The organism is Nonomuraea sp. NPDC049646, from assembly GCF_044465525.1.
In the GTDB taxonomy this organism is placed as follows: Bacteria; Actinomycetota; Actinomycetes; order Streptosporangiales; family Streptosporangiaceae; genus Nonomuraea.
On sequence record NZ_JBITLU010000009.1, the window covers coordinates 425,429 to 445,609 of the forward strand.

The window sequence follows — 20,181 nt, forward strand, 5'->3', positions numbered from 1 at the left end:
TCCGGAGCGTTCAGACCGAGGACACCGCGGCGGTCACCACGGTGGCGAAGTTCTTCATCCCGAGACCGTTGGGGTGGAACGGGGCGGCGGGCGAGGCCGGCACGTACGGCTCGATCCAGCGCACGCCGGGGGCCTTGCACGGGTCGTGGCCCACGCTCGGCGTCTGCAGGTCGACGAACGACACGCCCGCGGCGGCGGCCTGCTCGGCCAGCATCTGGTTGAAGTACTGGAGCGTGGCCCGGATGTAGTTGGCGTCGGCCTTGATGATCGGGACGGTCGGGTAGCAGCCGTTCGGCGGCGCGTAGGTGGCGTAGCCGACCATGAAGATCCGGGCGCGCGGGGCGCGGGCGCGGATGTCGGTCACCAGCGTGGTCAGCTTGGGCCGCAGCGCGTCGGTCTTGACCCGCCAGGAGTCCTGGCCGTTGACGACGTAGTCGTCGTTGCAGGCGTCGCCGATGGGCGGGGGCAGCAGGTTCAGGCAGTCCTCGATGAAGCCGGTCAGGCCGACGTCGTTGGCGCCGATCTGCACCGTGACCAGGGTGGTGTCCGAGCTGAGCGCGTCGAGCTGGGGCGCGACGCTGCCGAGGTCGGTGCCCTGGGAGTTGTACATGTCGCGGGTCTTGGCGCCGGAGCAGGTGACGTCCCTGAAGGTGGCGGCGCCGATGGCCTGGGCGGTCAGGTGGGCGTAGTTGTGGTCGGAACGCCAGCACCCGAGGTCGGGCACGACCTGGTTGGGCACCAGGGGACCCGACGCGGCGGAGTCGCCGAGCGCCACGTACACCTCGCCCTGGGCGGCGTGTGCGGGGGGCGCGACGCCGAGCGCCAGGGCGGTCGCGGAGAGCAGGACGAGCAACCGTCGGACCATGGAGGACTCCTTCGGCGGGGGTGGGGGGTGCGGAGGCCGCGCCGGCCGCGCTGGTCCGGCGGGGGGTGGAACCGTGCTGGTCAGCGGCGGAAGGGCCCGGTCACCTCGTACGTGATCCCGCCGGTCCCGGCGGTCTCGCCGCTGGTGCCGCGCTGGGAGGAGAAGTAGAGCCGGGTGCCGTCGGGGGAGAAGGCGGGGCCGGTGATCTCCGACTTGGCCTGGCCGTCCAGGCGCATGACGGGGGCGACCACGCGGTCGGGGGTGATGATGTTGATCTCCATGTTGCCGCCGTCCTCGGCCACGTACAGGTCGCCGGACGGGCGGCCGGTGATGTTGTCGACGCCGTCGAGGGTGCCGCCGCCCTCGTAGATCGCGGTGACCGTCTGCCGGGCGGTGTCGTAGGCCCAGACCTTGCGGTCGCCCTTGGCGGTGAAGTAGCAGATCCCGGCGGCGTAGTGGCAGCCCTCGCCGCCGCTGAAGTGGCGGGCCGCCGAGACCTGGTGCCTGGTCTGGGTGTCGAAGACGCCGGGCGTCGCGTCGGGCACGGGCCACCACTCGACGCTGTCGCCGCCGAGGCCGCAGAGCACGTCGAGCCGGCCGCTGGACAGGTCGCCCCAGGTGGTGGGGGTGAAGCGGTAGAAGCAGCCGTCGCCCTCGTCCTCGGTCAGGTAGACGACCTTGTGGTCGGGGTCGCAGGCCGCGGCCTCGTGCTTGAACTTGCCCATCGCGGGGCGCTGCTGGGCGGAGCGGTTGCCGTACGGGTCGGTCTCGTAGACCTTGCCGCGGAAGATCTCCTCGCAGGACAGCCAGGTGCCCCACGGGGTCGCGCCGCCCGCGCAGTTGAGGTTCGTGCCGCTCAGGATCCGGTACGCCCGGTCGATCGAGCCGTCGGCCCTGAATCTGATCGCCGAGGCCCCGCCCACCAGCGGCACCTCGGAGTTGGACACGTAGATCCAGCCGGAGCCGTCGGCGAAGCACGCGCCGCCGTCAGGAGCGGGGTGCCACAGCGTGCCGCCGACGACCCGGCCCGACCTGGCCACCACCCGGCTGGTGAAACCGGCGGGCAGCGCCATGCCGTTCGCGTCCGGGGCGCCGAGCGGCCCGTACGGGCTCACGCCCGCGCCCGCCGCGGAGGCGACGGCGTCGTGCCACATCGCCCCGGAGAACGCGACCGCCGCGGAGACGGTCCTGAGAAAGGTGCGACGGCGCATCATCACTCCACGTGGCTCGCGTCGTTCGAGGTCGTTTGAATTCGCAGACATGACGATGAGCCCTGCTCGTCCTTCTGTGAACTGGACAGGGCGGTAAATCCGGACGGTCAAATCTGTGACGCCTCACAAATCTGCGCGGCATTTCGTGAAGCCATTGACGGCGGCCCCGCGGCGATGAACCATGGCCCGAACCCCCGGCCTCGATCAGCTCCCGAGGTGCCCGTGCGCGTGCTTCCCCGTCTCCTCACCGCCCTCGCCCTGGCCTGCGCGACGCTCGCGGCCCCGCCGGCGTCACCGGCTTCGGCGGCCCCCGTACCGTCCGGCTGCGACCCGATCGACCCGGCCGCCTGCCTGCTGCCGTTCCCGAACGACTGGTTCACCGTCGCCGACCGCGGCACCGGCACGGGCCGCCGGGTGGCCTTCGCGGCCGATTCCATGCCGGTCTCGGCCGCCGGCGTGCCGATCGCGCCCGCCGAGTGGAACAGGAACGACGGCTTTTCCCCGGGCTCGATGCTGCTGGCCAGGGTGCCGGGGCTCGACCTGGCCAGGACGGGCGCCGCGCCGATCACCGACATCGGCAGGTCGCTGGACCGGGACGCGCCCGTCGTGCTGCTGGACACCGTGACGGGGGAGCGGTGGCCGTACTGGGCCGAGCTCGACGCGAACGCGCCCGCCGGCCGCCAGGCCCTGATCGTCCGCCCGGCCCGCAACCTGAGCGAGGGCCACCGCTACGCCGTCGCCCTGCGCGACCTGCGCGACGCCGCCGGGGCCCCGATCCCGCCGAACCCCGCCTTCGCCGCGGTCGCCGGGCCGCCCCTGCCGCCGGACCACGAGCTGCACGACCGTCAGCGCCGCCTCCAGCCCGCGCTGTCCGCGCTGCGCCGCGCCGGCGTCGGCGCCCGCGGCCTCTACCTGGCCTGGGACTTCACCGTCGCCAGTGCGCGCGGCCTGGCCGGTCCCGCGCTGGCCATGCGCGACGACGCCCTGCGCACGCTGCGCGGCCGCGCGCCCGCCTTCGAGGTCACCTCGGTCACCGACCTCACCCCCGAGCAGGACGCCCAGATCGCCCGCCGGGTCGAGGGCACCTTCCGCGTGCCGAGCTACCTCGACCGGCCCGGCGGCCCGCCCGGGTCGGCGCTCAACCGCGGCCCCGACGGCCTGCCGGCCCGCCTGCCCGGCAACGAGCAGGTGGCGCCCTTCCGCTGCGAGATCCCCCGCGTCGCCTTCGACCGCCCCGCCCGGCCCTCCCTGTACGGCCACGGCCTGCTCGGCAGGCACGCCGAGGTGGGCGCGTCGAACGTGAGAACCATGGCGCAGGAGCACGGCTTCCTCTTCTGCGCCACCAAGTGGATCGGCATGGCCGACGAGGACATCCCGAACGTCGTCTCCGTCTTCACCGACATCTCCCGGTTCGGCACGATCCCTGACCGCACGCTGCAGGGCTTCGTCAACTTCATGTTCCTGGGCCGCGCCATGACCGGCCGCGACGGCTTCGCCGCGCACCCCGCCTTCCGCACCGCCGCCGGCCGCCCGCTGATCGACCTGCGCCACGGCCTGGTGTACGACGGCAACAGCCAGGGCGGCATCCTGGGCGGCGCGCTGGTCGCGCTGTCGACGGACATCGAGCGCGGCGTGCTCGGCGTGACCGGCATGAACTACAGCACCCTGTTCAACCGCAGCGCCGACGCCGCCCCCTTCCAGGCCGCCTTCGACCGGGCCTACCCCGACAAGCTGGACCAGCAGCTCATCCTGGCGCTCATGCAGATGCTGTGGGACCGCGGCGAGGCCGACGGCTACGCCGCCCACCTGACCGACCGCCCCTACCCGGGGACGCCGCGGCACCGGGTGCTCATGCACGTGGCCTTCGGCGACCACCAGGTGGCCACGGTCACCGCCGAGGTCGAGGCCCGGACCGTCGGCGCCCGGCTGCTCACCCCGGCCCTCGCCCCGGGACGCAGCCCGGACGCCGTGCCCTTCTGGGGCATCCCCGGCATCCGCGGCCGGGCCCATCCCGGCTCGGCCCTGGTGATGTGGGACAGCGGCGCCCCCGCGCCGCCGCTCACCAACACCCCGCCCACGCAGGGCGAGGACCCGCACGAGAAGCCGCGCAGGACCCCGGCCGCCCAGCTCCAGAAGTCGGTGTTCCTCAAGACCGGCGTGGTCGCCGACGTCTGCGAGGGACCCTGCGTCACCCAGTGACGCCCGGGCGCCGCTGCGTCACCCGGTGACGCCCGGGCGCCGCTGCGTCACCCGGTGACGCCCGGGCGCCGCTGCGTCATCCGGTGACGCCCGGGCGCCACATCGGCCAGAAGAGGGCGCCGTCGGGCAGCGCGAACGGCTCCTCGGCCTGGTAGCCGTGCCTGGCGTACAGGTCGCGGCTGCGGGCGCTGCTGGCCTCCAGGTAGGCGGGCGCGCCGTCCAGCAGGGCGTGGTGGCGGCGCAGCAGCGCCGATCCGAGCCCCCGGCCCTGGTGGTCCGGGTGCACGGCCAGGAACGCCAGGTGGTGGTACGGCGGCTCCGGGTGGTGCCGTTCGAACAGCTCGTCCAGCACCCGGAAGCGCTCGGCCCACCGGCCGGTGGCGGCGGCCAGGCGGCGGTCGTAGTCGGGCGGCCCGGGCAGCGGCGCGTCGGCGGTGTGCCTGAGCCAGACCGCGACCGCGCGGCCCTCGTCGAGCAGGTCCACCTCGCCGTGCTCGATGGCGTGCGAGACGAGGATCAGGAAGTCGGCCACCATGATCTCGTGCCGCCCGGCCGGCTCCGGCACCAGGTACGACACGGCGGGCAGCCGCGCGAACGCGGTCGCGATCAGCTCGGCGACCGCGCCGGCGTCCCCGGCCGTCGCCCGGCGGACGTCGTGCGCCGCCACGTCCTGCGCGCGGGTCAACGGACGGCCTCCGGCGTGGCGGCGGCCTTGGCGCCCATGCCCACCAGCGAGTACACGCTCGGCTGTCCCGTGCGCAGGACCAGCGCCCAGCCCGCGCCGACCAGCGCTGCCAGCGCGTACACGACCGGCAGGATCCAGGCGAGCGGATCGCCCTCGGGCACCCCGAGCAGCGTCGAGAAGTTGTCCAGCGCCAGCCACACCATCACCGCCAGCGCCAGCGCGGCGGGCACGGGGGCCAGGAACCGCCGCGCGAGGCTCTCGCCGCTCGGCTGCCGGGCGAAGAAGGCGACGATCGCGATCGAGGTCACGAACACCAGCAGCAGCACCCCGAACCCGCCGAACGAGCCGCCGTAGAAGAAGAGCTGCACCAGCGGGTCGAGCCCCAGGACCGCGTAGACCACGATGACGACCAGCCCGAGCACGGTCTGCGCGATCGAGCCCGACCGGGGCGCGCCGCTGCGCGGCCGGGTGCGGCCGAAGAAGGCGGGCAGCACCCGCTCGCGGCCGAGCGCGAAGAAGTACCGGGCGGTGGTGTTGTGGAAGGAGATCATGGCGGCGAACACGCTGGTGACGAAGAGCACCCGGGCGACGTCCACGACCGCGCCGCCGAGGTGCTGGTTCGCGATGACGAAGATCGTCTCGGCCTGGTCGCGGCGCGCGGCGTCCACGATGGCCGCCGGTCCCGTGGCGACCGTCATCGCCCAGGACGACAGCGCGTACAACCCGGCGATGATCGCCACCGACGCGTACGTGGCCAGCGGCACGGTACGCCGCGGATCCCGGCTCTCCTCCGAGAACACCACCGACGACTCGAACCCGACGAACCCGAGCGTCGCGATGACCAGCAGCGCCCCCACCCCCGGCACGAACAGCGCCGCGGGCGACAACGTCTCGGCCGAGAACCCCGACGGCGCCGGGTTGACCAGGTCCGCCAGGTCGAACAGCAGGATGACCGCCACCTCGGCGGTGAGCAGGACGGCCAGCAGCCGCCCGTTGACGTCCACCCGCATCAGCCCGAGGACGCCCACCAGCGCCCAGGCGACCAGCGAGATGGCCCACCAGGGCGGCGCGCCGCCGAACCAGCGTTCGAGCAGCGGGGTGGCCGCCGCGCCGAAGGCGCCGTACAGGCCGACCTGGAGGGCGTTGTAGGCGATCAGCGCCATCCAGGCCGCCGCGATGCCCGCCGGACGGCCGAGCCCCCGGCTGATGTAGGTGTAGAACGCGCCTGCGTTGGCCATGTGGCGGGCCATGGCCACGTACCCGACCGCGAACACCGCCAGCACCACGCCCACGACCAGGAACGCGATCGGCAGCCCGGTGATGCCGGTGACGGCGTAGCCGGTGGTGATCACCCCGGCGACGACGGTGAGCGGCGCGGCGGCCGACAGGACGAAGTAGACGACCGAGGGCGCGCCGAGCCGGTCGGCGGCCAGGGCGCCGGCGATCGGGTCGGGCGCGGCGCCGGATCTCGCGGAAGGCATCGCGTTCCTTTCTGGGGGGTTCAGGTGCGGTGTGGTCGGATCGGCGGTGCGGGGCTCACGTCCGGTAGGTCAGGACGGCGTCGCCGACGGCCGCGCTCACCTGGCGGCCGAGGTCGCTGAGCGGCTGGGGCATCGCGGCCAGCACCGTGGTCAGGTACTGGTGGGCGCCGCGCCGGTCGGCCGGGTCCTCGACGACGACGTCGGTCAGGTCGCAGGCCTCGGCCAGCGCCGCCAGCGCCATGTCGTGCGGGGTCAGCGGCTGCCACTTCACCAGCGCGAGCCGCAGCCGGGCGGAGGGCCACATGGCCCGGTTGAAGTCGGTGGAGAAATAGCGGAATTGTTTACGCTTGAGTAGCCGCGGGGATTCGCGTTCGAGCAGACCATTACCCATCAACCGGCCGGTGACTTCGGTGACCGAGCGTTGTGCGAGGTAGGCCAGCCAGGTCCGCACATCGGTGTGCTGCGGGGAATTGCCTATTTCGGTCAGCACCTTTCCGGCCAGCTCGTCCGGGACCCGGCGCCGGTCGGCCACCCGCAGCCGGACCCCCTCGACGGTGATCCGCTGCTCCAGCACCAGCTCCGCGAGCAGCGCCCCGGCCAGGCCGAGCGCCACGCCCGGGACGTGCAGCCGAGGCTTGCCCGAGCCCGTCGCGTCCCAGCAGACGAAGAAGAAATCATCGGCAAGCAAAAATCGGCCCGCTCACTATAGGAATTGGTGGATGACCGGTTCAGGAAGCAGCGTGTAGCCGCCAGCGGCAATTTCTACCAAAAACCGGCATCTCCGGGCTAGACCCTATTTATCGGGAAATAAAAAAAGCACCGGCTTCATGGAGAAGCCGGTGCCGCCCGATCGGGGCCCGTCAGCGGATGATCGCCTGATGGGCGGGCCGCCGCGGTCGCGACCGGATCGGGCGCGCGCCCGCCGGGACGGGCCGGATGACGTGGATCGCCGCCGGGGTTCCGGATCGTCAGTTCGCGCAGTCCTGCTTGTCGAGGGCCAGGCCCATCTCGTAGATCTTGCCGTTGCGGAGCAGGAAGTAGTAATGGGCCTTGGCGTTGCCCGGCACGGCGACGTACGGGAAGCCGCTCGCGGCCGTCCGCAGCTTGTTCGCGTACGCGCGCTTGAGCTGGGCGCCGGTCGAGCCGATGCCGATGCCCTGCGGCGTCCTGGCGCCCTTCGGGGCGAAGATGATCGCCACGCCCTGCTTCTTGGAGATGAAGAGGCCGACCGCGTCGCGGCCGGTGCGCTGGGCCTTGAGGTCCCAGCCGGAGCAGGTCTCGGAGTCGAGGCCGGGCTTGTGGACGATCTTCCCGGTGGCCTGGGCGGCCTTGGCGCTCATGCCCAGCGTGACCCCGCCGTACCCGTTGGGGCCGAAGGCGGGGGCGGCGAGCGCGGGGGAGGCGATCCCGGCCAGCGCGACGCCCGCCGCGAGGGTCGCCGCCGCGATGATGTGCTTCGTCGTCATGCAGGGTTTGACTGCGCGGCGGGCGCACAAGTTCGCCCGGTTCGCGGGCGGCTGCGGGCTGACGTGTCCGTTACGCGGTTGAGGGATGGTCTTGTCCCAGGCCCGGGTACTGGTGCCGGTGATCACAGCCCAGGAGGCACCAGAGATGACGGATGTTCCTATCGTTGTCGGCATAAATCGTACTCAGGATGGTTCTGTTGCTGTCGCTGTGGGCGAGTCGGGCATGTACAGCCTGCAGAAGGAGCGCATCACCCGGCGCAGGCACCACTGGGGCCGCCTGGGCGACCTGCCGGACCTGTACCTGCCCGAGATGCCGCTGCTCAAGGAGCCCGTGGACCTCGTGGTCGAGGGATACGCCGGCGACACCGAGATCGAGCACAAGGGCGCCTACGAGGAGGAGCTGCGCGAGACGCTGAGCCTCAAGGAGGACGCCCGGGTCGTCCTGGTCTCCCACCATCTCAGCCACCTCTACAGCGCGTTCCCGCCCTCGCCGTTCGACCGGGCGGCGGGCCTGGTGATCGGCGCGCAGGGCAGCCGGGTCGGGGACCTCACCGAGCCGGCCCCGCTGCCGAAGGGCACCCGCGACGACATGCTGGAGGTCGCCTCCTTCTACCGTTGCGAGCGCGGCCGCCCGGTCGAGTGCCTGGCCAAACAGCTCTGGGACGGCGACTGGGCCCGGCCGACCGGTCTCGGCTGCTTCTACACCCTGCTGACCAGGCTGCTGTGGCCCGAGGGCGAGGGCAACGAGGCGAAGGTCATGGGCCTGGCCCCCTTCGGCGACGCGTACGTGTACGGCCTGCCCGACCTCGACGTACGCGGCCACGAGGTGTTCATCCCCGAGGAGTGGATCGAGACCTTCGCCCAGCGGGACGCCTACGTCTACGAGCCCGGCGGCGAGCGCTTCTCCCGGGCGGCGGACCTGGCCGCGGCCGGCCAGCGGGTCTTCGAGAACGCCCTCGTCCAGGTGGTCGCCTGGCTGCACGGGCAGACCGGCCTGGACCGGCTGGTCTACGCCGGCGGCGCCGCGCTCAACGCCACGGCCAACGGCCGGATCGTCCGCGAGTCGCCGTTCCGCGAGGTGTTCATCCCGCCGAGCCCGCACGACGGCGGCACCGCCGTGGGCTGCGCCCTGTACGGGCTCATCGAATGCCTCGGCGTCGAGAGCCGCTTCCGCTGGACCGACGACTTCCTCGGCCCCGACCCGGACGAGACCGAGATCGCCGCCGCGGTGCGGAGCCTGCCGGACGGCCTGGTGGCCGAGCAGCCGGCCGACCTCGTCGGCGCGACGGTGTCGCTGCTGGAGAGCGGCCGGGTCGTGGGCCTGCACCAGGGCCGCAGCGAGTCGGGCCCGAGCGCGCTCGGCAACCGCAGCGTGCTGGCCGACCCGGCCAGGCCGGACATGCAGGACTACGTCAACTTCGAGATCAAGGGCCGCGAGTGGTTCCGCCCGCTGGCCGCGCTGGTGCTGGCCGAGCACGCCGAGCGCCTGTTCGGCGTCGACCGCCCGGCCCCGTTCCCGCAGTGCGTCGTGGACGTGCGCCCCGAGCACCGCGCGAGCCTGCCGGGCGTGACCCACGTGGACGGCACGGCGCGGATCCAGACCGTGGAGGAGGGGGCCACGCCGTTCCTGCACGCCCTGCTGACCGGCTGGCACGCGGCCACGGGCTCCCCGGTGCTGGTCAACGCCTCGCTCAACGGCCCCGGCGAGCCGCTGACCGAGACGCCCGAGCAGTCGATCGACACCCTGCTCACGACGGGCCTGCACGCCCTGGTCATGCCGCCGTACCTGATCCGCAAGCGCGAGGAGCCGCCGGTGCCCGGCCTGAACTGGGACCGCGACTAGCCTCGCCGCCGGTCGTCGGGAGAGCCGGTGCAGACCAAATCCAGGTCATTGTTCCCGCAGGTCGAAGCGGGTGGCCGAGCCCGCGGGCCGGTCCGGGTTAGCGTCGGTCGCATGCGCGTTCACCCAGCCGTCCCCGTGGTGCTGACCGCCCTGGCCGCGCTGTCGGCGGCCTGCGGCGGCGGCCCCGTGCGCACCACCCAGGGGGTGGTCGTGACCTCCGCCTCGCCGTCGCAGACGCGGAACGCGCTGGCCGGGAAGGTCGTCGTGCTCGACCCCGGGCACAACGGCGGCAACGCCTCCCATCCCAAGGAGATCAGCCGCCCGGTCGACATCATCACCGGACGCAAACCCTGCAACACCACCGGCACCCAGACCGCCGCCGGCTACACCGAGCACGCCTTCACCTGGGACGTCGCGAACCGCCTGAAGCCGCTGCTCGAAGACATGGGCGCCAAGGTGGTGCTGACCAGGCCGGACGACACCGGCGTCGGCCCCTGCGTCAACGAGCGGGCGGCCATCGGCAACAGGGCGCGGGCGGACGCCGTCCTGTCCATCCACGCCGACGGCGCGCCGCCGGCCGGCCACGGCTTCCACGTGATCCTGCCGGGCCTGGTGCCGGGGCACAACGACGCGATCATCCAGCCGTCCAGGAAGCTCGGCGTGGCCGTCCGGAACGCCTTCCGCGACGGCACCGGCATGCCGTACGCCACCTACACCGGCGAGCAGGGCCTGCAGACCCGCACCGACCTGGGCGGGCTCAACCTGTCCACCCGCCCGGCGGTGTTCATCGAGTGCGGCAACATGGCCAACCCGGGCGACGCCGCCAAGATGTCCGACGGGGAGTTCCGCGGGGAGATGGCCGGCTCGCTGGCCGCCGGGCTCAAGCAGTTCCTGACCGGTTAGGCCCCGTAGGCGCGCAGGAAGACCTCGACCGCGGCGTCGGCGAGCCGGTCGAGCTCGGCCTCGGTGTGGTGCTCGCCGCCGCCCGCGAACATGACCCTGTTCACCGGGATCCACAGCAGCAGGCCGACGAAGTGGTCGGCGGCCAGCCGCGGGTCGTCCATGGGACGCAGGCCGTGCCCGGCCAGGCGGCCGAAGGCCGTGGACATGCTCTCCAGCGAACGCTCGAAGCCCTGCTCGTACCAGGTGCGGCCGAGGTCGGGGAAGCGGTCGGCCTCGGCGATGATCAGCCGTCGCAGCCGCAGCACCTCGGGCTGCATGATCGAGGCCAGGAACTCGCGGGCCAGCTTGCGCAGCCCCTTGTCCAGGTCGTCGTTGCCCTCCAGCGACTCGGTGATCAGCTTGGCCAGGCCCTCGATCTGCGCCGTGGTGTCCAGGATGATCGTGGTGAACAGCTGTTCCTTGTCGCTGAAGTGCTTGTAGACGGTCTGTTTCGAGACCGCGGCGATCGAGGCGACCTCGTCCATGCTCGCGCCCACGTAGCCGTTGCGCAGGAACACCGCGCGCGCCGCGTCCAGGATCTGCCTGCGCTTGCGGGCCGTCCGGCCGTCCTCGTCGGTCACCGTCACGCCACCTTTTCGATCATGAGTTCGCATAGTACTGGACAGTTCCGTACTCATGTGGGTACTGTACCGTCCAGTTCCCGAAACGAACAGGAGTGACGACCTCATGAGCGACCTTCAGCAGCAGGTGCAGCAGACCGCCGACAAGCTGGTCGAGTCAGGCGCCGAGCGCGGGTTGCAGGTGGCCGTCTACCGCGACGGCGTGCAGATCGTGGACGTGGTGGCGGGCGTGGCCGACCCGGAGACCGGCCGCCCGGTCACCGCCGACACCCCGTTCTACAACTTCTCCATCGGCAAGGGCGCGACCTCGACGCTCGCCCACATGCTGGCCGAGCGCGGCCTGTACGACTACGACACCCCGGTCGCCGACCTGTGGCCGGAGTTCGCCGGGAACGGCAAGGGCGGCGTGACCGTCCGCCACGTGCTGACCCACACGGCCGGCGTGCCCGGCGTGCCGCTCGACACGACGCCCGAGGACGTCTGCGACTGGGACAAGATGGTCGCCGCCCTGGAGAACGCCGAGCTGTGGTGGGAGCCGGGCACGAAGATGGGCTACCACGCCTACACCTTCGGCTTCCTCGTCGGCGAGATCGTCCGCAGGGCCACCGGCAAGCGCATCTCGCAGGTGCTGCTGGAGGAGGTCTCCGGCCCGCTGGGCGTGGCCCGCGAGCTCTACTTCGGCATGCCCCCGGCGGAGCAGCACCGCCTGGCCCGGCTGGAGGACGAGCCGATGGACCCGTCGGCGTTCGGCGACCTGCCGGCCGACCTGCCGATGTTCAGGGCCGGGCCGATGGAGCTCATGCCCAACGCCGCCCTCGGCAGCAGGCCCGACTACCTGACCGCCGACATCCCGGCCGGCGGCAAGACCTCGGCCAGGGCGATCGCGCGCATGTACGCCGCCCTGCTCGGCGAGGTGGACGGCGTGCGGCTGATCTCGCCGGAGCGGCTGCGCGAGGCCACCACGGTGGCCTACAGCGGCCCGGACGAGGTCTTCGGCATGCCCTCGACGTGGGGGCTCGGCTTCACCATCGGGCTTCCCGGCGGCTCGCCGCAGGAGAGCGCGACGGCGTTCGGCATCGGCGGCGCGGGCGGCAGCTACGCGTGGGCCGACACCGCGACCGGCACCGCCGTCGCCCTCACCAAGAACCGCCTCACCAACGACTTCGCCGCCGTCGGCGAGCTGGCCGCCCTGATCGCCCGCTCCTGAGGGCGCGGGGGCTCAGCCGTCGCGGCACAGGGGCCGGCCGCCGACCACGCAGGCGATGCCGTCGAGGTCGCAGCTCAGCAGGGTGCCGTCCATGCCGAGCACGAGCACGAGATCCCTCCTCGACCGGTGGGCCAGCATGATCCGGCCGACGACACCGTTGTCCAAGACCACGGTCGGGCGGCTCGCAGCGCTGTCCATGTCCTGGCGACTCCTCTCGGGTTCACAACAGGCCACGCGCCGGACCCGTCCCCACCAGGATGCACAGCCTCCGCCTCCGGCGCATCGGTCATCCGGCTCTACTTTCGTACGGATCCTGCGTTGTCGCCCTCCCGCCATGCTCGCGGGAGGCGTGGTGCGAGACTGGCGGTGGCAGGCGACGTGCAAGGAGGCCGGCGTGCGGACGTGGTTGACCGAGCGGTTCGGGCTGACGGTGCCCCTGGTGGGCGCGCCCATGGCCGGAGTGGGCGCGGGCCGGCTGGCCGCCGCCGTCTGCGCGGCCGGCGCGCTCGGCGTGATCGGGGTGTCCTCCGCCGCCCCCGCCTCCTGGATCGAGGCCGAGGCGGCCGTCGCCGCCGGGAGCGGGCGGCCGTACGGGATCGGGCTCATGGCCTGGGCGCTGCCCGGCAACCCGGCCCAGTTCGAGGCCGTGCTCGCGGCCCGGCCGCGGCTCGTCTCCGTGAGCTTCGGGCCGTACGAGCGGTACGTGGAGGAGCTGCGGCAGGCCGGCATCACGGTCGTCACGCAGGCGGGCACCACCGACGAGGCCCGCGCCGCCGAGCAGGCCGGCGTCGACGCGGTCGTGGCGCGCGGGGCCGAGGCGGGCGGCCACGGCCGGGCCGACGTCGGCACGCTGCCGCTGCTCCAGAGCGTGCTGGCGGCCGTCCGCGTCCCGGTGCTGGCGGCGGGCGGCATCGCCACCGCGCGCGGGCTGGCCGCGGTGCTGGCGGCGGGGGCCGAGGGCGCGTGGGCCGGCACGGCGTTCATGGGCTGCGCGGAGACGGCCCTGCCGGAAACGGCGGCGGCCCGCGTGCTGGCCGCGGCCGAGACCGACACCGCCTACGGCCGCGTCTTCGACGTGGCCCAGCGCCTCGACTGGCCGGCCGAGTACGGCGGCCGGGCCCTGCGCAACACGTTCTTCGACCGCTGGGCCGGTCACGAGGAGGAGCTGGCGGCCGACGAGGAGGCCGCCGCGCTGATCGCCGCCGCCCGCCGCGACGGCGACTACGACACCGCCTGCATCTACGCGGGCCAGGCCGTCGGGATGGTGAACGAACGGCGTACGGCCGCCGACGTGGTGGCTGGCTTCGCCGAGGCGGACGCGCTGCTGCGCCGCTTCGCCCCGCCCGGTGGATGACGCCGGTCCTGGCCTGATGCATCCTCTTGTGCCATGACACATCAGACGCTGCCCCCAGCGCCCCCAGCGTCCCCGCCGCCCGCCGCGCCCTCCGTCGCCACGGCACCGGGGACCGCGTCCGCCAGGGGCAGCGTGCTGGAGGTGATGGAGAAGATCGGCACGGTCGTCGTGCCGATCGCCGTCGCCGTGTACGCCCTGCTCTACCTGGGCTTCGAGAGCGTCTACGACACCTTCGGCATCACCCCCGAGCAGGCCGGGCTCACCCAGGCGAGCATCTTCGGCCACCTGGTGGCGACGCTGGTGCTGCTCTTCCTGACCCTGCTGCCGCTGCTCGGCCTGGTCGTGGGCGCCTGGTGGCTGCTCGACCGGATCACCCGCGGCGCCGCCGGGCGCGTCCTCGACCGGGGGCGGGAACAGCCGTGGCTGGCCGCCGCGGTGGGCGCGGCGCTGTCGGGCGTCGCGTACTGGGGGCTGCTCGGCATCCTCGACGTCACCGGCACGCCGGTGCTGGTCACGGTCGCGGTGGTCGGGCTGTTCTGCCTGCTGGTGCCGTACCGGCTGCTGCGGGCGCGGCCCACCGGACGGGCCGCGATGCGGGTGCTGACCGGCGCGCTGGTGGGGGTGGGCCTGGGGTTCGTGCTCGTCGGCTGGATGACGCAGGGGGCCGAGAGGGTGCACGACCGCGGCGAGGCCAACCTCGTGCTCCAGCTCACCGGGTTCTCCAACCAGTGGGCCGAGGTGCGCGACGACTCCGGCAAGCTCCTGTCGAAGGGGCAGCGCTGGCTGGTGCTCGGCCAGGACTCCGGCGCGTACGTCTTCTACGACTGCGCCACGGCCGGCACGATCCGCCGTCCGATCGACGCGACGGTGCTGAGCAGGATCGAGCTCGACCCCGAGTTCGGCGACGCCCGCCCCTGCGGCTACGCGGCCAAATAGAACACGTTCCGGTAAGTTACCGAGTAGTATGACCACCGAACAGTGGTAGGCGAGGAAATGGGCCACCATGTCTGAGCTAGAACGTGTTCCGCCCGGAGTGGATCCGAACGTGCCAAGCTCTGCCCGGGTGTACGACTACCTGCTCGGCGGCAAGGACAACGTCGCCGTCGACCGCGCGGTCGCCGAGAGGCTGCTGGCCGTCGCCCCCGACGCCCGGGCCGTCGCCAGGGCCAACCGCCGCTTCCAGATCCAGGCCGTGCGCCACGTCGCCCGCCAGGGCGTGCGCCAGTTCATCGACCTCGGCACCGGCATCCCCACCTCGCCCAGCATCCACGAGACCGTCCGCGAGGTGAGCCCGGCCTGCCGCGTGGTCTACGTGGACCACGACCCGATGGTCCGCCTGCACGCCCAGGTGCTGCTCGCCGACCAGCCCGGCGTCGCCGGCATCCAGGGCGACCTGCGCAGGCCCGCCGACGTGCTCGCCGACCCGCACGTCACCGGCCTCATCGACTTCGACCAGCCGGTCTGCGTGCTGATGGCCGGCGTGCTGCACTTCGTCACGGACGCCGAGGACCCGGCCGGCATCGTGGCCGCCTTCAGGAAGCCCATGGTGCCCGGCAGCCATCTGGTGCTCTCCCACGCGATGGCCGAGAGCTCCCCCGAGGCCATCGCCCAGCTCGACCTGGCCACGGCCGGCTCGCCCGCCCAGGGCGCGTTCCGCAGCCACGACGAGGTGCTGCGGCTGTTCGACGGGTTCGAGCTGATCGGGCCCGGCCTGGTGCCCGTCCAGGACTGGCGGCTCGCGGACGACGACCACCTCCCGCTGCTCGACGGCCCGCCCCGGCTCCGGCTCGACGGGGGCGTGGGCCGGGTGCCCGTTCAGTAGTCCTTCAGCGCGATGTTGGTGGCGAACTTGTCGGTCACCTTCATCATCAGGCCGAGCAGGAAGCCGAACTTGAAGGTCCAGTTCCGCATGCGGATCCCGGCGGGGGAGCCGGGCGCCAGGAACGTGCCCGCGTTGTTGCCGCTCCGCGTGACCTTGGAGTAGCGGCGCATCTGGCGCTCGTACTCGGCGAAGGCCACGCGGTGGTCGCCGCCCGCCGCGGCCAGCTCCTCGGCCAGCACGTACGCCCCCACCAGCGCCAGCCCGCTGCCGAACCCGCCCAGCGTGCTGCCGTACGCCGCGTCGCCCAGCAGCGCCACCCGGCCGTGGACGTACCGGTCGATGCTCACCCGGCTGATCGAGTCGAGGTAGACGTCCTTGGCGCCGCGCACCGCGTCGAGGACCTGCGGGGTGCGCCAGCCCATGCCGGCGTAGGCCCGCTCCAGGATCGCCTTCTGCTGCTCGACGTCGTAACGGTCGTAGTCGAGCCGCTCGGAGGCGAAGACGAAGAACGCCGGCGCCTTCGGCCCGCCGACCGCGATCATCCTGCCCGGCTCGTTGTACATCTGGCCGTGCGGCCCGAAGTCGGTGTCCAGCTCCACCAGCGCGTAGTAGTGGCCGAGGAAGTCCACGCAGTCGGACTCGGGGCCGAAGGCCAGCCTGCGGACGTTGGAGTGGATGCCGTCCGCGCCCACGACCAGGTCGAACGTGCGGGGGGCGGAGCGTTCGAAGGTGACGTGCACGCCGCCCGGGGTGTCGGTGAGCGAGGTGATGGAGTCGCCGAAGACGTACTCGCAGGTGGACGCGGTGCGCTCGTACAGCAGGCGGGCCAGGTCGCCGCGGCGGATCTCGATGTCGCCGCCGGTGAACTCGCCGGGCAGGACGCCGAGGGTGCGGCCGGCGGCGTCCACGAAGTACTGGTCGGTGCCGCCGGTCTGGAGGCGGCGCACGTCGTCCATGATGCCCATGCGGGTCAGGACGGTGCGGTGGGTCTCGCCCTTGAAGTCCACCGCCTGGCCGCCCTCGCGCAGGTCCGGCGCCTTCTCGACGACGGTGACGCTGCAGCCGTGGCGGGCCAGGCAGTGGGCCAGCGCGGGGCCGCCGATGCTGGCGCCGGAGATCAGTACGCGGGTGTTGTGCAGGTTGTCTCTCATGCCGGCAAGCCTCGCCGGGAGCGCTGACAGCCCGGCGACGACCGGCTGACAGTCCCCGGCCCGGCTGTGCCGCACTGTCAGAGGCCGTGCCGGGCTGTCAGAGGCCGTCCCGGGCTGTCAAAGGCCGTGCCGCACTGTCAGGGGCCGTCCCGGGCTGTCAGGCGAGGATCGTGGAGCGGGCCTCGTCCCTGGTCATCGCGGCGCCGCGGGCGTACAGGGCGGCGAAGCGCTCCGGGCCGAGCGCGGCCGTGGCGGCGGCGGCCGTCGCGGCGACGTCGTGGTCGCCGGTCACCGCCGTCCCGCGCAGCGCCACCCCCACGCCGAGCAGCAGCGCCGCCCGTTCCGGCGGGTCGTCGAGCAGGGCGGCCCCGGCCAGGCCCTCGACGGCGCCGGCCAGGTCGCTGTCGACCGGCGAGCGCAGCGCGAGGTCCACCGCCTCCCGGTGCCGGGCCGCGGCCTCGCCCGCCTCGCCCCTGGCCTGGGCCAGCCGGGCCAGCGCCGTGAGCACCTGCGGATCCGTGCTGCCGGCCAGCGGGGAGCCCGGAGCGGTGGCGGCCAGCGCGTCCCGCAGCCGTTCGGCGGCCTCGTCGAGATCCCCCTCGATCCTGGCCAGGTCGCCCAGCCTGACGTGCACGGCCGCCGTCCGCTCGGGCCGTCCCAGCTCGCGGGCCAGCTCGCGGGCGCGCAGGCAGTCGGCCCTGGCAGCGGCCAGGTCGCCCGCGCGCGACCGGGCGTCGGCCCGCCGGCACAGCACGTCCACCAGCTCGTCCAGCGCCCCGAGCTCGTCGAGCAGGTCGAGCGCCTGCGCCCACAGCTCCGTCGCCCGGTTCCACTCGCCGCGCCAGCCCGCGATGACCGCCAGCCAGTCGAGCCCCTGCGCCTTCCCCCAGCGCTCGCCCAGCGCGCCGAACTCCGCCAGGACGATCTCCAGCTCCCGCTCGGCCGCCGCGACGCCGCCGTTCAGCAGCAGGAGCAGCGACTCACCGAGCCGGCCGAGCGCCCGGCTCCACGGGTCGCCGCCGAGCTCGCGCTGCCGCGGCCGTTCCGCGCCGCGCTCGGGCGGGCCCGCGGTCATGCCCCACAGCGCGGCGGCGAACGGATGCCGTACCGGCCCGTCCGGATCCGTCGTGATCTCGACGGCCCGCTTCCAGTGCGGCGATCCGGTGCCGGGGGCGGCGTGCAGGACGGCGAGCACGTACTCGTCGGTCAGGCCCGCCGGCGGCTCGGGGCCGATCACGTCGAGCAGCCGCCGGGCGGGCTGGACGGCCTGGCCGCGCCGACCGCTCAGATACCAGTACATGGCCAGGGCGGCGATCAGCCGCAGCGCGGTCGGCGGGTCGTGCTCGACGCTCCAGCGCAGCGCGGACTGGAGATCGGCGTCGTCGGCGCCCAGGCGGGCCAGCCATTCGAGCTGCTCGGCACGGTAGAGGTGGGGTTCGGCGCGCCGGGCGTGCTCCAGGTGCCAGGCGGCGTGCGCGGCGCGCATCCGCTCCTCCTCGCCCGCCTCGGCCAGCCGCCCGGCGCAGAACAGCCGGACGGTGTCGAGCATGCGGTAGCGGTCGCCGGCGGTCTCCACCAGCGACTTGTCCACCAGGTCGGCCAGGAGCACGGAGCTGTCCTCGCCGCACACCCGCTCGACCGCCTCCAGCCGGGCCCCGCCGGAGAACACCGAGAACCGCCTGGCCAGCACCTGCTCCTCGGCGTCCAGCAGGTCCCAGCTCCACTCCACCACGGCGTGCAGCGTCCGGTGCCGGGCGGCGGCCGTGCGGTCGCCGCGCGAGAGCAGCCGGAACCGGCCGTGCTCGGCCAGCCGCGCGGCGATCTCCGCCACGGGGAACGTGCGCACCCGGGCCGCGGCCAGCTCGATGGCCAGCGGCAGGCCGTCCAGCGCCGCGCAGATGCTCAGCGTCGCGTCGAGGTCCAGCTCCAGTCCGGGCCGTACGGCGGCGGCCCGGTCGGCGAACAGCCTGACCGCCGGGTAGGCGAGCGCGTCCCCGGCCGGAGTGCCCGGCGGCGGGGTGCCCAGCGGCGGGAGCGGCACCAGCTGCTCGCCGGTGATGCCCAGCGGCTCCCTGCTGGTGGCCAGGACGCGCACGCCGGGACAGCCGGCCAGCAGGCGGCGGGCCAGCGTGGCGGCCTCGGCGACGACGTGCTCGCAGTTGTCCAGGATGAGCAGCAGGTCCTGCTCGGCGAGGGCGGCGACCAGACGCTCGGCGGGGTCGGCCAGGCCGGGGACGCCGGGGCTGAGCGCCGACTCGCGCAACCCGAGCGCGTTCAGCACCAGCAGCGGCACCTGTCCATCCCCGGCCGCGGGCGACAGGTCGGCGAAGCACGCCTGCCGCTCCTGGCCGCGGGTGGCGGCCTCGACGGCCAGGCGGGTCTTGCCGGTGCCGCCGGGGCCGGTGATCGTGACCAGGCGCGCATCGCGCAGCGCGGCCAGGCGCGCCAGCTCCTCCTCGCGGCCGACGAACGTGGTGAGCTGCGGCGGCGGCGCCGACCGCGTGGCGTGCGCGCGCCGCTGCTCGCCGCGCAGGATCGCCAGGTGCAGCGCCGCCAGCTCCGGCGAGGGGTCGGCGCCCAGCTCGTCGGCCAGCAGCCGCCGCGCCTCGTCGTAGACGGCCAGCGCCTCGGCCTGCCGTCCGGCCGCGTGCAGGGCGCGCATCAGCAGGGCGCGCGGGCGTTCCCGCAGCGGGTGGGCGGCGACCAGCTCGCGCAGCCCCGCCGCGGGCTCGGCCTCGGGCAGGTGCAGGTCGGCCTCGTACAGGTCCTCCCGGGCCGCGAGGCGCAGCTCCTCCAGCCGGTCGGCCTGCCCGGGCGCGTACGCGGCCTCGCGCACGTCCGCGAGCGCCGGGCCGCGCCACAGGTCCAGGCACTCCCTGAGGACGGCCGCCGCCGCCGCGTGCCGGCCCGCCGCGAGCAGCCGCCGGCCGTCACGGGCCAGCCGCTCGAAGCGGTGGGCGTCGACGTCCTCGGGCGGGACCGCCAGCCGGTAGCCGGCGCCGTGGAACTCGATCAGGTCGGCGGGCAGGTTGCGCCGCAGCCGGGAGATCTGCGCCTGTACGGCGTTGGCCGCGCCGGCCGGCGGGCTCTGGCCGTACTGGGCGTCGATGAGCCGCTCGACGCCGACCGTCCGGCCCGCCTCCAGCAGCAGCAGGACGAGCAGGGCACGCGGCCGGGGACCGCCCACGGCGATCGGGTCGCCGTCAGCCGATCGCACCTCCAACGGGCCCAGGATGCCGAACTGCACGTGGTCGATTGTCCAGCATCGTGGCTGTTATCCGCACGTGGATGGGTGTGACCAGCGGTAACAGAAATGTCGGTATGCCTACCGATGAACATACGTATTTTCGCGCAGTCAACCAGCGCTTAGCGTC

General features: G+C 73.5%; 17 protein-coding genes. 7 read left to right on the forward strand and 10 right to left on the reverse strand.

Features of this window, described 5'->3' with window-relative positions; translation table 11 throughout:
* Nucleotides 1-10: 10 nt before the first annotated feature.
* Together ACIBQ8_RS28365 and ACIBQ8_RS28370 are read right to left on the reverse strand one after the other, a co-directional pair.
* Entirely contained in the window at nucleotides 11-865 is an 855-nt protein-coding gene (locus tag ACIBQ8_RS28365) for an SGNH/GDSL hydrolase family protein (RefSeq protein WP_397178632.1), read from the reverse strand.
* 80 nt (nucleotides 866-945) lie between these two features.
* Entirely contained in the window at nucleotides 946-2,076 is a 1,131-nt protein-coding gene (locus ACIBQ8_RS28370; protein WP_397193395.1) for an alkaline phosphatase PhoX, read from the reverse strand.
* A 228-nt stretch (nucleotides 2,077-2,304) separates the two neighbouring features.
* On the opposite strand from ACIBQ8_RS28370, the gene ACIBQ8_RS28375 reads away from it, so the two are divergent.
* A complete protein-coding gene (locus ACIBQ8_RS28375) occupies nucleotides 2,305-4,275 on the forward strand; it encodes a hypothetical protein (protein WP_397193386.1) in 1,971 nt (656 codons plus the stop codon).
* A gap of 76 nt (nucleotides 4,276-4,351) precedes the next feature.
* Here ACIBQ8_RS28375 and ACIBQ8_RS28380 read toward each other — a convergent pair whose 3' ends face one another.
* The 4 genes from ACIBQ8_RS28380 to ACIBQ8_RS28395 form a co-directional block, all read right to left on the reverse strand.
* Nucleotides 4,352-4,960 (reverse strand): GNAT family N-acetyltransferase, encoded by a 609-nt coding sequence (locus tag ACIBQ8_RS28380; protein ID WP_397193387.1) that lies wholly within the window; start codon nucleotides 4,958-4,960, stop codon nucleotides 4,352-4,354.
* On the reverse strand, nucleotides 4,957-6,441 hold the full coding sequence (locus tag ACIBQ8_RS28385) for an APC family permease (RefSeq protein WP_397193388.1): 1,485 nt from the start codon (nucleotides 6,439-6,441) through the stop codon (nucleotides 4,957-4,959). The genes ACIBQ8_RS28380 and ACIBQ8_RS28385 overlap by 4 nt, the downstream gene beginning before the upstream one ends.
* 55 nt (nucleotides 6,442-6,496) lie before the next feature.
* Nucleotides 6,497-7,129 (reverse strand): GPP34 family phosphoprotein, encoded by a 633-nt coding sequence (locus tag ACIBQ8_RS28390; protein ID WP_397178636.1) that lies wholly within the window; start codon nucleotides 7,127-7,129, stop codon nucleotides 6,497-6,499.
* Nucleotides 7,130-7,409: 280 nt separating this feature from the next.
* The gene (locus tag ACIBQ8_RS28395) at nucleotides 7,410-7,907 is read right to left on the reverse strand and encodes a hypothetical protein (RefSeq protein ID WP_397178637.1); all 498 of its coding nucleotides are present in this window, start codon (nucleotides 7,905-7,907) and stop codon (nucleotides 7,410-7,412) included.
* A gap of 223 nt (nucleotides 7,908-8,130) precedes the next feature.
* Between ACIBQ8_RS28395 and ACIBQ8_RS28400 the strand changes: the two genes are divergently transcribed.
* Both ACIBQ8_RS28400 and ACIBQ8_RS28405 read left to right on the forward strand, forming a co-directional pair.
* Complete coding sequence (locus ACIBQ8_RS28400; RefSeq protein WP_397193389.1) at nucleotides 8,131-9,750, forward strand: carbamoyltransferase C-terminal domain-containing protein; 1,620 nt, start codon at nucleotides 8,131-8,133, stop codon at nucleotides 9,748-9,750.
* Nucleotides 9,751-9,861: 111 nt separating this feature from the next.
* A complete protein-coding gene (locus ACIBQ8_RS28405) occupies nucleotides 9,862-10,653 on the forward strand; it encodes an N-acetylmuramoyl-L-alanine amidase (protein WP_397178639.1) in 792 nt (263 codons plus the stop codon).
* On the opposite strand, the gene ACIBQ8_RS28410 is transcribed toward ACIBQ8_RS28405, so the two are convergent.
* The gene (locus ACIBQ8_RS28410; protein ID WP_397193390.1) at nucleotides 10,650-11,279 is read right to left on the reverse strand and encodes a TetR/AcrR family transcriptional regulator; all 630 of its coding nucleotides are present in this window, start codon (nucleotides 11,277-11,279) and stop codon (nucleotides 10,650-10,652) included. The two genes, ACIBQ8_RS28405 and ACIBQ8_RS28410, sit on opposite strands and share 4 nt — an antisense overlap.
* A 100-nt stretch (nucleotides 11,280-11,379) precedes the next feature.
* On the opposite strand from ACIBQ8_RS28410, the gene ACIBQ8_RS28415 reads away from it, so the two are divergent.
* Entirely contained in the window at nucleotides 11,380-12,480 is a 1,101-nt protein-coding gene (locus tag ACIBQ8_RS28415; RefSeq protein WP_397178641.1) for a serine hydrolase domain-containing protein, read from the forward strand.
* A gap of 12 nt (nucleotides 12,481-12,492) precedes the next feature.
* On the opposite strand, the gene ACIBQ8_RS28420 is transcribed toward ACIBQ8_RS28415, so the two are convergent.
* Nucleotides 12,493-12,678: a hypothetical protein gene (locus ACIBQ8_RS28420; RefSeq protein WP_397178642.1), complete on the reverse strand. Its 186-nt coding sequence runs from the start codon at nucleotides 12,676-12,678 to the stop codon at nucleotides 12,493-12,495.
* Between the two features lie 196 nt (nucleotides 12,679-12,874).
* Here ACIBQ8_RS28420 and ACIBQ8_RS28425 point away from each other — a divergent pair, with 196 nt between their 5' ends.
* The 3 genes from ACIBQ8_RS28425 to ACIBQ8_RS28435 all read left to right on the forward strand — a co-directional run bounded on the left by ACIBQ8_RS28425 (nucleotide 12,875) and on the right by ACIBQ8_RS28435 (nucleotide 15,656).
* Complete coding sequence (locus ACIBQ8_RS28425) at nucleotides 12,875-13,834, forward strand: NAD(P)H-dependent flavin oxidoreductase (protein WP_397193391.1); 960 nt, start codon at nucleotides 12,875-12,877, stop codon at nucleotides 13,832-13,834.
* Between the two features lie 33 nt (nucleotides 13,835-13,867).
* Nucleotides 13,868-14,770, forward strand: coding sequence for a hypothetical protein (locus ACIBQ8_RS28430; RefSeq protein WP_397178644.1), 903 nt, complete (start codon nucleotides 13,868-13,870; stop codon nucleotides 14,768-14,770).
* Between the two features lie 67 nt (nucleotides 14,771-14,837).
* On the forward strand, nucleotides 14,838-15,656 hold the full coding sequence (locus ACIBQ8_RS28435; RefSeq protein WP_397178645.1) for an SAM-dependent methyltransferase: 819 nt from the start codon (nucleotides 14,838-14,840) through the stop codon (nucleotides 15,654-15,656).
* Here ACIBQ8_RS28435 and ACIBQ8_RS28440 read toward each other — a convergent pair.
* Together ACIBQ8_RS28440 and ACIBQ8_RS28445 are read right to left on the reverse strand one after the other, a co-directional pair.
* Nucleotides 15,650-16,807, reverse strand: coding sequence for an FAD-dependent monooxygenase (locus ACIBQ8_RS28440; RefSeq protein ID WP_397178646.1), 1,158 nt, complete (start codon nucleotides 16,805-16,807; stop codon nucleotides 15,650-15,652). The two genes, ACIBQ8_RS28435 and ACIBQ8_RS28440, sit on opposite strands and share 7 nt — an antisense overlap.
* A 157-nt stretch (nucleotides 16,808-16,964) precedes the next feature.
* The gene (locus ACIBQ8_RS28445; protein ID WP_397193392.1) at nucleotides 16,965-20,054 is read right to left on the reverse strand and encodes a BTAD domain-containing putative transcriptional regulator; all 3,090 of its coding nucleotides are present in this window, start codon (nucleotides 20,052-20,054) and stop codon (nucleotides 16,965-16,967) included.
* Nucleotides 20,055-20,181: the final 127 nt, after the last annotated feature.